At 38.7% G+C, this 15,862-nt stretch carries 14 protein-coding genes and 1 riboswitch; of the genes, 3 read left to right on the top strand and 11 right to left on the bottom strand.

Annotation, left to right across the window (positions count from 1 at the left end):
• Nucleotides 1–6: 6 nt before the first annotated feature.
• A complete protein-coding gene (gene map, locus MHI04_RS19165; RefSeq protein ID WP_036123336.1) occupies nt 7–762 on the bottom strand; it encodes a type I methionyl aminopeptidase in 756 nt (251 codons plus the stop codon).
• Between the two features lie 161 nt (nt 763–923).
• Nucleotides 924–1,484 (bottom strand): energy-coupled thiamine transporter ThiT, encoded by a 561-nt coding sequence (gene thiT / locus MHI04_RS19170; RefSeq protein WP_141905437.1) that lies wholly within the window; start codon nt 1,482–1,484, stop codon nt 924–926.
• A 136-nt stretch (nt 1,485–1,620) separates the two neighbouring features.
• Nucleotides 1,621–1,728: riboswitch (TPP riboswitch) on the bottom strand.
• A 127-nt stretch (nt 1,729–1,855) separates the two neighbouring features.
• Between thiT and MHI04_RS19175 the strand changes: the two genes are divergently transcribed.
• Both MHI04_RS19175 and MHI04_RS19180 read left to right on the top strand, forming a co-directional pair.
• Nucleotides 1,856–2,179, top strand: coding sequence for a DUF4870 domain-containing protein (locus MHI04_RS19175; RefSeq protein WP_036123342.1), 324 nt, complete (start codon nt 1,856–1,858; stop codon nt 2,177–2,179).
• A gap of 55 nt (nt 2,180–2,234) precedes the next feature.
• Nucleotides 2,235–2,357, top strand: coding sequence for a hypothetical protein (locus MHI04_RS19180; RefSeq protein WP_340809518.1), 123 nt, complete (start codon nt 2,235–2,237; stop codon nt 2,355–2,357).
• A 41-nt stretch (nt 2,358–2,398) separates the two neighbouring features.
• Here the strand turns inward: MHI04_RS19180 and MHI04_RS19185 are convergent, their stop codons facing one another.
• The 9 genes from MHI04_RS19185 to MHI04_RS19225 form a co-directional block, all read right to left on the bottom strand.
• Entirely contained in the window at nt 2,399–5,479 is a 3,081-nt protein-coding gene (locus tag MHI04_RS19185; RefSeq protein WP_340809519.1) for an SMC family ATPase, read from the bottom strand.
• Nucleotides 5,476–6,633, bottom strand: a complete 1,158-nt coding sequence (locus tag MHI04_RS19190; RefSeq protein ID WP_036123348.1) for an exonuclease SbcCD subunit D — start codon at nt 6,631–6,633, stop codon at nt 5,476–5,478. The genes MHI04_RS19185 and MHI04_RS19190 overlap by 4 nt, the downstream gene beginning before the upstream one ends.
• 142 nt (nt 6,634–6,775) lie before the next feature.
• Nucleotides 6,776–7,678, bottom strand: a complete 903-nt coding sequence (locus MHI04_RS19195) for an SGNH/GDSL hydrolase family protein (protein ID WP_036123352.1) — start codon at nt 7,676–7,678, stop codon at nt 6,776–6,778.
• Between the two features lie 31 nt (nt 7,679–7,709).
• Nucleotides 7,710–8,939, bottom strand: coding sequence for an aminopeptidase (locus MHI04_RS19200; RefSeq protein WP_036123355.1), 1,230 nt, complete (start codon nt 8,937–8,939; stop codon nt 7,710–7,712).
• A 1-nt stretch (nt 8,940) separates the two neighbouring features.
• The gene (locus tag MHI04_RS19205) at nt 8,941–10,089 is read right to left on the bottom strand and encodes a DEAD/DEAH box helicase (RefSeq protein ID WP_036123358.1); all 1,149 of its coding nucleotides are present in this window, start codon (nt 10,087–10,089) and stop codon (nt 8,941–8,943) included.
• Nucleotides 10,090–10,313: 224 nt separating this feature from the next.
• Nucleotides 10,314–11,015: an amino acid racemase gene (locus tag MHI04_RS19210; protein ID WP_036123362.1), complete on the bottom strand. Its 702-nt coding sequence runs from the start codon at nt 11,013–11,015 to the stop codon at nt 10,314–10,316.
• The gene (locus MHI04_RS19215; protein ID WP_058843706.1) at nt 11,012–12,244 is read right to left on the bottom strand and encodes a hypothetical protein; all 1,233 of its coding nucleotides are present in this window, start codon (nt 12,242–12,244) and stop codon (nt 11,012–11,014) included. The genes MHI04_RS19210 and MHI04_RS19215 overlap by 4 nt, the downstream gene beginning before the upstream one ends.
• A gap of 59 nt (nt 12,245–12,303) precedes the next feature.
• Complete coding sequence (locus tag MHI04_RS19220; RefSeq protein WP_036123368.1) at nt 12,304–13,293, bottom strand: C39 family peptidase; 990 nt, start codon at nt 13,291–13,293, stop codon at nt 12,304–12,306.
• Nucleotides 13,294–13,517: 224 nt separating this feature from the next.
• Nucleotides 13,518–15,014 carry a long-chain fatty acid--CoA ligase gene (locus tag MHI04_RS19225; RefSeq protein WP_082673698.1) on the bottom strand — a complete coding sequence of 499 codons (1,497 nt, stop codon included), beginning with the start codon at nt 15,012–15,014 and terminating at the stop codon, nt 13,518–13,520.
• Between the two features lie 238 nt (nt 15,015–15,252).
• Between MHI04_RS19225 and MHI04_RS19230 the strand changes: the two genes are divergently transcribed.
• The gene (locus MHI04_RS19230) at nt 15,253–15,858 is read left to right on the top strand and encodes a metallophosphoesterase family protein (protein ID WP_058843707.1); all 606 of its coding nucleotides are present in this window, start codon (nt 15,253–15,255) and stop codon (nt 15,856–15,858) included.
• Nucleotides 15,859–15,862: the final 4 nt, after the last annotated feature.

A 15,862-nucleotide genomic window follows, 5' to 3' on the forward strand; every position in this document is an offset into this window, starting at 1 on the left:
TGCATTCTATTCTTCGTCTAATGATGTTAGGATAATCGGTTTATCTTTTGTTACAATGACTGAATGTTCAATTTGAGCTACAAGTGATTTATCAGGTGTAATGAATGTCCAACCATCACCAGCTTCTACAATATGCTCTGCCTTCGCTGAGATAAACGGCTCAACCGCAAGCACCATACCTTCTTTCATAATTGTAGAATCCCATGCATCATAGTAATTTAAAATGTGATTCGGCTCATCATGTAAAGATTGACCTAAGCCATGACCAGTTAAATTCATAATAACAGTTAAGCCATTAGCATTCGCCTCACGTTCAACTGCCTTACCAATTTGATTTAATTTAGACCCAGCCTTTACCTTTGTCATTGCTCGATCAAAGGCGCTTTTGGCAACGCGACATAGCTTTTCTTTGTCCTCATAGCCATCACCAACCACAAATGAAATACCAGTGTCAGCAAAGTAGCCATTTAATGAACCAGAAACATCGATATTTACAATATCCCCCTCTTGAATAACACGTTTTCCGGGGATACCATGCGCCACTTCTTCATTGACACTAATACATGTATACCCTGGGAAATCATATTCTCCCTTTGGACCAGATATCGCGCCAGCCTCTGCAAACATACGGCCAGCAATTTCATCTAGCTCCAATGTTGTAACACCTGGTTTTGTGGCAGCTTTCATCGCTTCACGAATTTCAGCACAAATGCGTCCTATTTTTTTAAAAGCTTCAATCTCTTCTTGCGTTTTTACAATCATGTATAACGTCCCTTTCATCTAATATCTATACTTTAATATAACATAACTTGTTATGCGTATAACGATAAACGCTTTAAATATTGTATGCTTCCTTACTTTGCGAAGTGCGCAAAGAGTTATTTGCGACAAAAAAGCCCCTTCACAAATGTGAGGGGCATGTTTTATGCTTTTCTTTGCATTAATTGTGGAGCAGCTGTGAATAAAAGAACGCCTACAATTGCCGTTAAAATAGTTGCTGGTAGCATATATGTACCATTATAGATGATGGAATAGATCCATGCATTTTGATCGCCAGCATATTCTGCAAAAAATACAGCGCCAGCCATCGTGTGGGCTGCATATCGTAAAAAGCCCGCAAGTACCGTACCTAATATAATGTAAAGTGCCATTTTTGTTTTGTTGGCATTTTTGGCAGCCGCCAACACGGGTCCACGCACAACCGCCGCTAATCCTACAACTGTGAAAGCAACACCATAATCAAGGAATCCTTGTAGCCAGTGCACAATCGTAGCACCAAACATGGTTTGCATTACACCCACGAGTAATCCAGTTGTTAGCCCAGCTACTAAGCCCCAGCGAAATGCTATTAACATAATAGGTACCATGACTAGACTAACAGAGCCACCTTGTGCCCATACTTTAAAGGAAACCTGATCAAGCACAAGACCGATTGCTGCAAATATCGCAATCTCCACAAGCATTAATAGTCTTTTTTTGTCCATATATATTCTCTCCTTTGTTCCGATGTAGGATACAAGAGCAGGAATAGAAATGCGCTGATATGTCTCTTTCTGACACCTTTTTATTCCCTCAAGAATGAAAAAACGATGCCAGGACAGAGCCTCACATCGTACTAGTGTCGGTTTCTATCCACATCCCTACGCAAGCGTTAACTTACAGGTTCAAAGAGTCAAGGCATTACGTGCCCAGTCTCAGCTGACATCATCAGCTCCCCTTGTGGTCGTTACATCTGAATTTATTCGAACATTCTCATTGTACGCAAAGGATAGAAGGATTACAACCTCTTCCATATATTATTTTTTTGAAACTTTGCTGTTTTTCATGCGTAAATATTACAAAAGGAGGTACAACTATGGAGAACCAAAAAATTTTATCTGCCTTTAGTTATTTAAGTATTTTCTTCGCCCCTTTTATCGTCCCATTAATTGTGTACATTATTACGAAAGATAGTGACGTAAAAAGACATTCAATTCGTGCACTTATCTCTCATTTAATTCCTTTTGTTTTCGGCATTCTGTTCTTTATTGTCTTTGTTTTTTCTACATTTAATTTGGATCCAACGTCAGGCAATAATACGATGTTGATTATTTGGTTCGTTTCGTTTGCCATTTATGCCATCGTCTCACTAGGAATTGTAATATGGAATATTATTCAAGCTGTTCGTGTTATTCGTTAATGTTTCATTTTTAAGCGAAACAGGTAGTAGTAATTGTAAAAGGAGCTGTTTTTGAATGAAAGTATCAAATGTTGTGAAAACCGCCGTAAAATTAGCACCTATTGTTATTCCTATCGTGAAAAAAGTAATGGCTGCAAAAAAAGGGACAACACCTACAGCCATTCCTCGAAAAAAATAAACAGCAGGCGTATTCCCTTGTTTTGGAAATACGCCTTTTATTTATTTCACTTCAAAGTGGGTTTGACTATGTCCATTCAATGTTTTTTCTACATGTAAGACCGCTGGCATCGCTGATTTTAATTCAGGCACATGAGAAATCACGCCAATCATACGACCAGAATCCTGTAAAGCAATTAATGTATCAATTGCTTTATTCAAAGATTCCTCATCAAGCGAGCCAAAGCCCTCATCAATAAACATGGTTTCAATATGAATATTCCCTTGGAAGCTTTGAATGACATCTGCCATTCCTAAAGCAAGACTTAAGGAAGCATTAAATTTTTCGCCACCGGATAATGTTTTCACATCACGTAATTGATCCGTATAGGCATCATATACATCAAGCCCAAGCCCACTTTGCTTCGCATGCTTTTCTAGTCTATCAGAACGTCTAAGCTCAAATTGACCATTTGATAAGTGATAAAGACGAATATTAGCGGCATCGGTAATTTGGTCTAAGTAATTAATTTGAATGTATCGCTCAAAGGACAGCTTTTTCGAATTTTGTCCGTTTAATAATCCATAGAGTTCCTTTACTCGACCAGCTTCTTGTTCAAGTAACTGAAGCTCTCTCGCTGTTTCTTCTACTTTTTTTATAAAGCCCTGGCATGCTTGTGCAAAACCATTCATCTGTTGCAAACGTTTAAATGCTTCCTCATACGCTGTACGAAGTTGTTCTACTTTTGCTTCCATCATCACTAAATCTTGCTTCTCTTTCCCTTGAAGATACATAGCCCCTTCAGTTATTTGGATTTTCAGGGTATGTACCTGTAAAGCATAGTCACTGCATACTTTGCGAAGTGCCTCCAATTGGCTCGCACTCCGTTTGGCAGCTGCGTATTCCTCATAGCTGTCAAAGCCGATTTCCTGCATGCTTGCTGAAAATTGCTGCCGCTTTTCATTCATTTTGAGCTGTAATTCCTCAAAAGATTGTTTGGCGATTTCTACAGTTAGTTTTGCATTACTTGTCGCTTCTTTTACGACATGCAAATTTTCTTGACTCTCTTGCCATGTTTTTTGCAAATCCATTTTCTGTTTACTAACATCCGTAAGTTGTTGCTTTAATTGCTGTAATGTTGGTAAATTGGCTGGCATCTGCTTGAGCTGTTCTTCTACAACCGCTTGTAATCTTGTCCATTCTTTCATGTGCTCAGCTAAATATTGCTCTAATTCCATCTGTTTATTTCTAAGCTGCTCTATTCTATCACGTTGATGCTTTAGCTTTAATCGCATATCTGCTAGTTGATGATGGACAACTTTTAAGCTCGCAATCTCTTGCTCCGTCTTGTGTAAAGTAGCGATGAGCTGTGCTTGGTCTTCTTGTTTAATATGCTGTGCTTCTAGCTGCTGATATGTATCTTGAAGAAGCTGTTGCGTAGATGACAAAAGTGCTGCCTTCTTTAGATACATACGCTCGTCTGAAGAAGCCTTCACTCTTAACGTTTCCACTTGAGCAAGTTCAATAACTTCCAGTTGCTCTTTATGTGTTTTCTCGTGAGTCATACTGCCACAAACAGGGCAAGGCTCCCCTTCCTTTAGCTGTTCCGCTAAAATACTAGCCTGACTTGTCAGCCACCGTTGCTGCAATAATAGAAGGGCCTTTTTACTTTCTTGATAGTGAATGTCTGAGGCAGCTACGTCCTGCTGTGCTAACTCTACGGCACTTTTATATTTCTCAGCTTGTTTGACTAAAGCTACCTGTTCACGTAGTTTCGGTAACTGTTCTAAGTAGCTTTCATATGGCTCAACCTGTTTTTCATAGCCTTCCATCGTTTGAGAAAATTGCTGCAATTGCTCTTGTTCTTTTTCCAATAACGTCAGGTTATCAGCCACCGCCATTTTTGCTGTTTCAACATACTGCTCAGCTATTTGCAGCTGCTGCACGTTGTTTTCATAGGCCTCGAATTTAGGCAATGACGCTAATAATTGCAATTCCTGCTGCAAAATTTGTTGACGCTCAGGCTCTTTCGCCTCTTCTACCCTATATTTTTCTTGGGCTCGCTGCAGTTGCTCTTCTGTTTGCTGATGCTTAACTTGTGCTTGCTGAAAAGCTTGTTCCTTTACATTAAGTTCAGCACGTAAATCAATGCATTGTTGTTCAAGTAGCACAAGTCGCTCTGCTTGTTCTGCTAAAACAATCTCCTGCTCCTTCGCGCTATATGCGTCCTGCTCTTGTAACAGCATTTGTAGTCGCTGCTGTCGATTCGCTTGCTCATCAAATTGCTCATTCAGTGTTTTAGCTAATCGATAATATTCTTGTTCTTTTTGATGAAGGCTATAAGCTTCTTCATATTGTAGCTGTTCATCCTCAATACATTTTGTATAGTAAATAATCTCCTCATCAAGTGCCTGCTTTAGTTGATGTAAATTTTCCGTTTTGTCAGCAATTAATGTGAATAACGCTGATGAACGTTGTGGTAAGACACCGTCAATTTGACCAAGTAAATGTTCTTTTAATTGTTTGGCACGTTGTAGATCACTCTCTGCCTCTTTTCGTTTAGCATCAAGCTTTTTCGTCATGACACCAAAGCGGTCTGTTTTAAAGATTTTCCGCAAAATAACTTCTTTGTTTGTAGAATCTGAGGTTAATAGCTTGCGAAATTCACCTTGAGGTAGCATCACAATTTGGCTAAATTGATCTTTTGTGAGACCTATTATTTCCTGCAATTTTTTATCGACTTCAAGCGTTTGCTGCTTCTCTACAATGCTATAATCAAGCTTTCCCTCTTTTACTTCAGCTAACTCTATTTTCTTCCCAGTAATCGTTTTATTTTTTTCTTTAATATGACCGGGCTGTCGTATTATTTGATAGACCCTTCCATGCATTTCAAACATGAGCTCTACAGCTGTATAAATATCATCATGAGCAAAGCCACTTCGCAGTAAAGCCGTATCCTGACGATCCTCACCACTGCCTGATCCGTAAAGGGCATAACAAATGGCATCAAAAATGGTTGTTTTTCCAGCACCGGTTTTACCAGAAATAGCAAACAATCGATGTTCCCCTAGTTCTTGAAAATCAATTACTTCAGTGTCTTTATAGGGACCAAATGCAGTAATCGTTAACTTTAATGGCTTCATTTTACTGTCTCTCGCTCCTCATCTAATAATTCCTGTAACATCTCTGTGAAAAGGCGTTCCGTATCTTCATCTGGCTGAATACCGATAATATCGGTAAAGAAAGAACGGAATAAATCAATATCCTCTAGTTTTTCCGTTTCTACAACTTGTAGCTCACGCGACACCTCTTGTCGTAATACCTTACGTTCCACATGCATAGCGTGCGGAAACACACTGCGAATGCGTTCCATCGGCGAAGACACCGAAGTTGTATCCGTCAATCTGACAAATACATAATCATCACTTGGTGTGAGCTTTAATAAATCCTCTAATTGACCTTCTACTACTCGTAAATCTCTTCTTGGCACAAGCTTTCTTTTAGTTACTGTGCTATTACCATGCTCATCTAAATCAATGATTAAAAAGCCTTTTTCATGTAAATGCTCAGATAACGAATATTTTAATGGAGAGCCTGCATAGCGAATGGTTTCATTTAAGACAAAATGTGCCTTATGTAGATGCCCAAGTGCTGTATAATGAAAGGGTTTAAATAAAGCTGCACTCACACAATCTGAGCCTCCTATGGAAAGCGGTCGCTCTGAATCACTTGTATTCGCTTCTTCCTCACCATACTTCGTTACAAAAGCATGTCCAACAAAAACATGACGTTTGCTTGAATCCATGTCTGGCGTGATATACTCAATTATTTTTTGCATGGCATCTTGATGAGAGCGGATTGCCTCTTCTTCAAAGATGCTGCGAATAGAAGCCGGCTCTGCATACGGTACAAGATGGAAATGCACTTCGCCATGCTCATCATTCAAAACAATAGGTGCATGATTTTTTGTAAATTGACCCTTGATATATAAACCGCTATCACTCATTAAACGACTACCGAAATTCAGTCGACCTGCACTATCATGATTTCCCGCCACCGCTAAAACAGGAATCTTCTTCTCTAATACAATTTTTGCTACTACATCATTTAGTAAATTGACTGCCTCTATAGGAGGCATCGAACGGTCATATAGATCACCTGCTATGACAATTACATCTGGTTTTTCCTCATCTATCGCTTGTATAAATTGTTCGAGAATATACTGTTGATCTTCTGTCATATAGACACCTTGAACAAGTTTTCCTAAGTGCCAATCTGCTGTATGAAATATTTTCATTGTTGTACCTCCTAGTCTTCTTTCTATTTTAGCATGACTATTGCCTCTCTAGTGCTCTCTAGCAGTTTAGTAGTTCTATCCAATATTGGCTTTCATAGAAAAAAAGCATCTTATTGGGTAAGATGCCTTTGCTAACGATTATTTAGATGTTTTTGATAAAAGCTTGATAACCTGGGAATCCCTGAATAACGTAAGCAACACGAGCAGGCTGTTGTTGTGTCACTTTCTCTTTCTGGGGCTTCGCTGATGATTGTTGCTTGACAATTTCCTCAAATGACAAAGGATTTGCCTTAGGTAATTCTGATGAAGAAATCTGTAAAGCATCACTACCACTATAAGCCTGTAAAAATGAGTTAGCCATTTGACGATAGCCTTCAGCATTCGGGTGGACGTCAGCACTATTTGGTAAATAGCTTGTTCCATTCAATCCAAAGGCATCATAGACATCTACATAAACTGCTCCTGCATGCTCTGCCTGTTGCTGTAAAATCGCATTTAATTTAACTAGCTGTGCATTGGTTCCTTCTTTTTGTGACGGATGGACAGTTGGATAGGCAAAATAATAGCCCATGACATATACCTTTGCTTTTGGTGCACGTTCTACTAACTCATCTAAAATCGTTGTCATATTTTTTCTCGCCAAGTTTAAAGCGTAATCTGTCTGCAACTGTGAAAAAGCTAAAGTTCCAGCACTTGGGTTCACCTGAACAAGACGCAATAAATCATTGGCACCTGCTGACACCGTAATCAGTGTGGCGTTTGCTAATAAATGTTGCGCTTCCTCCGATTGAATTCGGTCTAACACATTCGCTGTTGTAAAGCCTGGAAAAGCGAGCTCTTTTGTATAAAACGATAATTGTCCAATCGAACTTAATTTCATGGCAATTAAATCACTATACCCTACATCAATTTCTTGATAAGGTGTTTGACCTGCAGCTAATGAATCTCCAATCGCCACGTAGCTTTCCGTTTGAGCAAAAGCAGATGAAGTCCAATATGTCATGGATAATATCGTCACACCGATTAAGCTCCATAATCGTCTCATCTGCTCTCCTCCTTTTCTTTCTGACTAAAGATTAAAAAGCCCAGCTACCCTTACGGAAAATAGGCTCTACCGTACCATCTGGTAAAATACCATCAATGTCCATTTCTCCGCTGCCAATCATAAAATCTTCGTGTGTCACAGAAATATTTGCTCCTAATGCTTCAAGCTGACCATTTTCTAAGTCTCTACCACCTTCTAAGCAAGTCGGATATGCTTCACCAATAGCTAAATGGTTTGAAGCATTTTCATCGAATAATGTATTGAAATATAAAATCTCTGACGCTGAAATAGGTGATTCGTGAGGGACAAGTGCTACTTCACCTAAATAGCTTGAGCCTTCATCCACTTGAATTAGTTCTTGTAATAAATCATGACCAACTTCAGCCTCTGCCTTAATAATTTTGCCCTCTTCAAATGTTAATTTAAAGCCATCAATCATATTGCCTTGATAAACTAATGGCTTTGAATTACTGACATAACCGTTTACACCTTGCTTCATTGGAAGAGTATACACTTCTTCAGTTGGCATATTGGCAACAAAGACATTATCCTCTGGCGTTTTACTGCCACCCGTAACCCATTTATGTTGTGGTGCTAAAGCAATTGTTAAATCTGTACCCGGTGCTGTATAGTGAAGCTTTGCATACTTTTTATTATTTAGAAGCTGTGCACGCGATTCTAAATTGGCTATATGCTGACGCCAATTGTCCACTGCATTGCCTTCCCCAATATGCACTGTTTTAAAGATTGCCTCCCATAAGGCAGGTACTTGCTGCTCTTCTGTTAAATGGGGGAATACCTTTGCTGCCCATTTAGGTGAAGGGACCGCAACAATGGACCAAGCAATTAAATCCTTCATGACGGCATTACGATAATTTTTCAATGCTGCACCAGATACTTTTTGGTGGGTTGCTAATCTGTCTGCCGGAATGCCTGTCAAATTATCAGGATCTGCTGCATCAATCCATAATAGAGCCCCTTTACGTTCAATAAGCTCATCACGCATTTTTACGACCCATTCAGGGAAGCGACTAAACTCCTCGTCAGAAGCATGTTCAAAATAGGCACGATCCATTTCGTCATCTGAAAAATTCACATGTACACGTCCTGCGCCAGCCTTATAAGCCTCTTTAACAACTAAACGAACAAAATCCAAAGCATCTACCGATGTATTGACTAATAGGTACTGACCTGGTTGGATGTTGACACCCACTTTTACCGCAAGCTCTGCATATGCCTGTAATTTTTCTTCAAACGTCATATTAATTCCCTCGCTTTTGTCCAATTGTTTTAGAATTACCTTCCATCAGCTTGCCATCATGCCATATTTTTTGCACAGGCTTGCCTGGTACTTCCCTTGTCCACTTTTTATACGTTTTTTCATCATGATACGATAATAACGTTAATACTTCACCATCTGCGCCCGCACGACCTGTACGACCTGAACGATGTAAATACTGCTCAATTGTTCGTGGTACATCAACATGAATAACATGTGTTAAACCAGCAATATCTAAACCACGAGCCGCAATATCTGTGGCAATTAAAATACGGGCATCTCCTTTACGGAATGCATCTAACGCTTTTTTTCGTTCTTCTTTTTTCATGTCGGAATGAAGAGTGACAATTGGTGCTGAGCGGTACTGCAGTTTTGTTTCCTTCATTAATAATTGATCGATATTATTGACAAAAGCTAGTGCTCTTAAGCCTTCTGTATGTGAGAGTCGACGTAGGAAATCTGTTTTATCACGTTCTTCTACTTTCACAAACGAATGTACTACTTTACCGACCTTTAACATATCCTCAGGTTTAATTTTAAAACGTAAAGGTTCAAACATCATACGACTTGCTACTAATTCAATTTCCTCCGTTATCGTAGCCGAAACAACAACGACTTGTCGGCCAAAAGCCGAGCCTTCGATAAAGGATTTGACGACAACACGGTATTCACGACTCAGTAATTGATCGCACTCATCTAAAATAACCGTTTCAATTTCTTTTAGTTTTAATTTCCCTGCCCGTGCTAATTCATTTAAACGACCAGGTGTGCCAACGACAATCGTTGGTTTTTTCTTTAGCTTTTCAATTTGACGAGCAGAATTGGCACCACCAATCAGTTGTTGAACTGTAATATCTGTGCCTGCCGTCCATTCACGGATAACTTCTACAATCTGCATCGCAAGCTCTTGTGAAGGAGCTACAATCAGTCCTTGTGTTTGCTTTTTTGCCCCATTCACTTTATTCAATAATGGTAAAACATACGCTAATGTTTTACCTGATCCTGTTGGCGATTCCGCTACAATATCTTTGCCTTCAAGCATAGCTGGTATCATTTCATCTTGAATTTTCATGGGTGTTTCAAAATTCCATTTTGCTTGTATTTCTTCTTTTAATAAATTAATGACTGACATGTTATTTCCCACCTTCTATCTACTTGACACTAGTTTAACACACTCCGCCGTTTCCTACTTTATATGTACGAAGCTATTGTCCAATCGTTTCAGGAAACCATTGATTCCTTCCATAAAAAATCTGCCTAACCCAACACGGAAAAAAGTAAGCTTGACCACAACTCTTTAAAGACTTGTAGCTTACCCGTGAAAAGCAAGCAGATCCTTTTCAATTTATTTAACGACTAATCGACTAGCTCATAGCCACAAGCCAAAATGGCACATTCAGCTAAAACGATTAATGAATCAATATAAATTTCATTTAATTTCAAATCCCTATTAACAATAGATAGCTCTGTACAGCCTAAGACAATGCGGTCACAATTTAATGCTAGCATCGCCTCTTCTATTGGTTGCCAATCCTCCAACGTAACATCCTTGCCAGCCTTGACATAATCATAAATGATGGTCATCACATAGGCTCTCATCTCATTATCTGGAACAACTGGTGTAATGCCATATTCCTCTAAGGCTTCCTGGTACATACGTGATGTTAATGTTCCTGTTGTTGCCAAAATTCCAACACGCTCTGCTCCTAAATCAGCAGCACGCTTCGCCGTTTCACGAATCATATTCAATACAGGAATGGGAGAGCCCTCATCAATTTCATGATAGAACGTATGGGCTGTATTGCATGGGATTGCAATCATATTTGCCCCTACAGAAGCTAACTTTTTAGCATCCTCAATGATGACTGGAACTGGATTATCCTTTTTATTATCTAAAATAAAAGCCGTACGGTCAGGAATATTTGTATCATTATCAATGATCGTATGCAAATGCTCCTGATCCTTTTGTGCCTTCGTACGTCTTACAATCATTTCTCCAATAAACATTGTTGCAAGTGGCCCTACGCCACCGATAATACCTAAAGTTTGTTTTTTCATATATTTGACAGACCTTTGTTATTAAAATATTTCTTATATTTGCGATAAAAGCTTAAATTATCAAGCGTAACGTTCAACCAACGTTTCGCATTCATATCCTTATAACTAAAAATAGAATCTGTAGCCATCCCTTGGCGAATCAAACTTTTCGCTTCAATGACTAACTGTTCATTTTGTACATATTTGAAAAGTACACCATTTGGTACAATGGTCCAAAGATGCTTGTTTTGCACGTATGTTAGCGACTGTTTACTACCTCGAACATAATCATCCGCCACATACTGCATGAAGTTATAGCCACTGGCTGTCACATAATAATTGGAAAGTTCATTATGTAATTCAATACTCAACAATTTATATTGACCATCACGATCATCATATTTCATATCAAATGTAGCATAACCTTGGAATTGTATGGCTTCAAGGAACGTCTTTACATTGTCCATTAATTCCTGATGATAGGTTGTCATGATGGCTACATAACGACCAATCCCTTCTGGAGAATGCTCTTCTAAAATGGGATTACCCACCGCAAGAAGTTTTGCCTTGCCATCCTGCCCTATATAGGCATTAACAACAAGCATATTCGCATCTTCCCCTGGAATATATTGTTGAATCATAAGATCATCTCGATAGGCCGATTCCTTATAAATAGCATGGAATATACTGTCCTTTTCATCCTTATCATACGCAATATATACTTTTTTCTTACCAGGAAAAATACATGTAGCATATTTTGTCATATTCATGGGCTTTATGACAATTGGATACTCAAATGGCATGTCGTAGTCCTCGTAATCATTCACCGTGCAGACATGCATGGCAGGAAATTGAAAACCATATTGTGCACAAAGCTCATACATCTTTTCACGAGTTAATAACTGCTGAGCAAGTGTGGCATCTACATAAGGAATAATGAAATCCTCTGCTAATTCCGCTTTATGTTCTATTATTTTTTTGACATAAAATTCATCACAGGCTAGTAGCAGTAATTTTTTATCAACGAATTCCTGCGCAATAGCCTGAAGTGCCGTAACAAATCTTTCGTCTATATGAAGTCTCGGTACCTCACGAAAAGTCAGTAAATCACTTTGATGAATTTTTTCCATATTCGTATGGTTTAATGCAAGTGGCTTCACACCATAGGCTTCGTAAAATGCTCTGGCCATGCCATAAGCATTCATCTCATCCCCAAGTAAAACCGGTAAAAAAGCGTGCTCAATGGCCATTCTACTCAACTCACTTCTGCTTTTTTATTAGTGTAACATACTAAAGATTTATGGCTAATTTATTTATGAATAGCTACGGCTTGCTGATCTAATTCCCGATAACTTTTGAAAAATTGATCGACATTGTATGTAACATAACCTTTTAATGGATCCATTACTACTACTTTATCCCCTAAATGCCCTGTCAAGACAACTGCATGTAAGTTCATATAGGCTTCATGTGATGTTGTCTCACCTTCAAAAATCCAGCCTCTATTTGCATTTCGTTTAGGTGACGATAAATCAAGCGTCACCCATGTTACAACAGGAACTCCCTCGCGAACAAGCTGTAAAATCTCGTCCTGTGAGGCATTACTCATATTTGACACGCGTAAATCAGCTTGTTTATCTGCAATGACTGCCTCTGCCGCCTTAACAATAGGTTCAGCAAAAACATACATACCATGAGCTTTATCACGCGGATTCCCTGCAAAAGCCTCATGTGGATTTGGCCCAAAACGTTGGTTGTTTACAGTACGTATATTTTGCTTTGGTAAATAGTTATCAGCCATTTCAAGCTTTGAAACATTCATTCCAAAATAATTTAAGACAGCTGTGAGTGATGTTATTTCACAGCCATGTGGAAGCTCTGGCTTTTGCATGACAACAGGTACATCTAATTCCTGCTCGTCTCTAGAGAAGTGTGTTTGCAATCGATAGTATGGCTTCGTTGTATCATACGTAAAATTCTCGATTGTTGTATATCCATCGTTTGTTGTACTATTTTCCAGTGTTGTTGCTGCAATGGTATATTCTCGCCCTGCCTTGAGCTTCGCGAATACGGCTTCTCCCTCTTCTGAACCAATCGCTTCCTCTACTACATCACCTGTTTGTACATCTGTTACTGTGACATAGAGATTGGGGATAGGTGCCCCGCTATTAAATTCTACCGTTAAAACAGTTAATGGATTTTTTTGTTCTGCTTCTTGCTGTGAAAATGGCTGACAGCTCGAAAGTAACATAATAATCAAAATGCCTATAAGTAAAAGGCGTTTATACCCCGTCCACAAGACAAATTCCGCTCCTATTCTAATTGGAAGAGTAATCCCTTCGCCATTCTATTTATTCAATTTGTCGTAGACTCTATTATACGATACTTTTATAATCGTTCCTATTTTATCTTATTTCAGGACATAATTTTTTGTATGGAAAGCGAAGCGGCAGGTACACAGAAACTTGCGAGTAAGCTTGAAAAAACTGGCTAACAATTATGCCTATGCATCGTGGATAGTACTTAAATCGTCGTCACTTTAGGTCGTAATGTATGCTTTAACACCTTACCTGAAGCATTGCGCGGCAGTTCTACTAAAAATGCAATTTCATACGGTACTTTATATTTGGCAAGTCTTGTTTGGCAGTAAGATAATATTGCCTTTTCATCGAGTGACTGCCCTTCCTTTAATACAATAAATGCTTTTGGCACCTCTCCATATACTTCATGTGGTAATCCTATCACTGCTGCCTCTAAAATTTCTGGCATTTGATATAGCACTTCTTCCACTTCAATCGGGTAAATATTTTCCCCTCCACGGATGATCATATCTTTTTTCCGATCTACAATATATAAATAACCTTCCTCATCAAAGCGTCCTAAATCTCCTGAATAGAGCCAGCCATCTCTTATCGTTCTAGCTGTTTCCTCTGGATTGCGCAAATAACCTTTCATTACTTGTGGCCCTTTAACACAAATTTCGCCAACCTCGCCAGCTGGTACTGACTTTCCTTCACTATCAACCACGCATACCTCCGTCTGAGCTAATGGCTTCCCAACAGAGCCAATTTTCGTTAATGCATCCCTATCTAATAAAGAGGTAGCTGCAGGTGAATTTTCGGTTTGACCATAGAGATTTTGAACCTTTACATTTGAAAATGCCTCTTTCACTTGCTTTACGAGCTCATAAGGCATTGGAGCAGCCCCGTAACATAATAAACGTAAATGATGAAAGCTATGTTCCTTAAATCCAGGCGTATTTAAAATGATGGTATACATGGATGGAACACCAAAGAAAATAGTCGCTTCAGTTGCGGCAATTTGCGCTAACGTTTTTGTTGGTGAAAATGCTTCTTCGATAACAACTGTTCCTCCTTGATAGAACATTGGCATAGCAAAGACGTGCAGGCCAGCACAATGGAATAAAGGTGTACAAATAAACATCTTGTCCTTGCTAGACATTTTCATTGAAGAAGACCAAATATCGGCAGTAGCCACGATATTTTGATGTGTTAGCATGACGCCCTTTGGTTTACCTGTTGTCCCAGAAGTATACATGACCACTGCTGTATCATGGGCCTCTAATTGTACAAGCTTTCTTTCACATCCCTCATTTTCAAAAATGTTTCTCATTTCTTTAAATCCAATCGTATGTTGGAATGTATAGGCAACATCCTCCAATGCTTCTGCTAGCCTTTCATCATAAATGAGACCCTTTGCTTGTGAATGATTAAAAATAAAATCAACCTCAGGTGCTGCTAATTTAGTGTTAATAGGCATCACAATAAAACCTGCTAGTTGGACACCTAAATAAGCGATTAAAAACAAATCTGAATTGAGCGTATATAATGCAATCACATCATCTTTTTCAAAATCCTGTTCTTGTAGGTATGCTGCAAATCTTTCTACACGTTGATAAAAATCGCGATAGCTCAACTTTTTTCCATCATACAAGGTTGCAATTGCATTCGGTTGTTGCACAGCATAGTTTTCAAGAATATCTGTCATGTACATCGTCATTATAAACCCTCCAAAAATTCATTTTTTAATGCTGGATAGTGTCTGAAACTATGAAACTACTAAAAATTCAGAAAATTATGATTATATTTTAACAAGCAATGCGTTTCATGGCAATTTTTCTACACATTCAAAATATGAAGTAGAAGTAACGAAATATTCTTAGACGTTTTACTTTTCTATCAATTTCTATTGGGTGTATGATATTTGTACGATTATTTTTAGGAAAGGCCGGATTGACATGCTTTATGCACTTTTAGGAGATTTACATTCTAATATAGAAGATACTAAAGCTGTTCTAGCTCATATTCAACAAACAGCAGAGGAAGCAAAAATCATTGGTTTAGGTGATTTATATGAATGCACCGTCAGTAAGAAAAAAGCGCAAACCTTATCTGGCTTACCTTTACAAAAGGCAGCCATAGTAGAAAGCGAATTTGAAGAATTACTAACCTTCCCCTCTATAAGAGGTAATCAAGAGGAACGCATTACGCAGGTCACTGGCATCGAACGTTTTCAGGCTTTACCTGAGACGATAGAGATAGATGGTGCGACACTAATACACGGACATCAATTTAAATGGAGTGTAAGCTGGCAGCCAACATTCCTTCCTTTTCATAAGCCACTGTTTTTCTTTGGTCATAGTCATGAATCAGGCCTTTATCATCAGCAAAAGAAACTACCCATTCGTATTCGCTATGGCCAACCAATTGCCTTACAAAATAAACAGTATGGTGTCAATGTTGGTTCTGTTGTCGACCACCGTGAATGGTGTCTTTATGATAGCACACAGCGCACCGTAACATTTATGTGTGTCCCATCTATTGATTCGTCAATAGAAATATAAAAAA

Origin of the sequence: Lysinibacillus sp. FSL K6-1151, assembly GCF_038630755.1 — a bacterium.
GTDB classification, from domain to species: domain Bacteria; phylum Bacillota; class Bacilli; order Bacillales_A; family Planococcaceae; genus Lysinibacillus; species Lysinibacillus fusiformis_D.

Coding starts and splice junctions, on each gene's coding strand:
- MHI04_RS19210 (WP_036123362.1), bottom strand. CDS start 11,015: ATGAAAAAACAAACTTTAGGTATTATCGGTGGCGTAGGGCCACTTGCA.
- MHI04_RS19205 (WP_036123358.1), bottom strand. CDS start 10,089: ATGTCAGTCATTAATTTATTAAAAGAAGAAATACAAGCAAAATGGAAT.
- MHI04_RS19180 (WP_340809518.1), top strand. CDS start 2,235: ATGAAAGTATCAAATGTTGTGAAAACCGCCGTAAAATTAGCACCTATT.
- thiT (WP_141905437.1), bottom strand. CDS start 1,484: ATGGACAAAAAAAGACTATTAATGCTTGTGGAGATTGCGATATTTGCA.
- MHI04_RS19190 (WP_036123348.1), bottom strand. CDS start 6,633: ATGAAAATATTTCATACAGCAGATTGGCACTTAGGAAAACTTGTTCAA.
- MHI04_RS19175 (WP_036123342.1), top strand. CDS start 1,856: ATGGAGAACCAAAAAATTTTATCTGCCTTTAGTTATTTAAGTATTTTC.
- MHI04_RS19225 (WP_082673698.1), bottom strand. CDS start 15,014: ATGACGATGTACATGACAGATATTCTTGAAAACTATGCTGTGCAACAA.
- MHI04_RS19230 (WP_058843707.1), top strand. CDS start 15,253: ATGCTTTATGCACTTTTAGGAGATTTACATTCTAATATAGAAGATACT.
- MHI04_RS19200 (WP_036123355.1), bottom strand. CDS start 8,939: ATGACGTTTGAAGAAAAATTACAGGCATATGCAGAGCTTGCGGTAAAA.
- map (WP_036123336.1), bottom strand. CDS start 762: ATGATTGTAAAAACGCAAGAAGAGATTGAAGCTTTTAAAAAAATAGGA.
- MHI04_RS19185 (WP_340809519.1), bottom strand. CDS start 5,479: ATGAAGCCATTAAAGTTAACGATTACTGCATTTGGTCCCTATAAAGAC.
- MHI04_RS19215 (WP_058843706.1), bottom strand. CDS start 12,244: ATGGCCATTGAGCACGCTTTTTTACCGGTTTTACTTGGGGATGAGATG.
- MHI04_RS19195 (WP_036123352.1), bottom strand. CDS start 7,678: ATGAGACGATTATGGAGCTTAATCGGTGTGACGATATTATCCATGACA.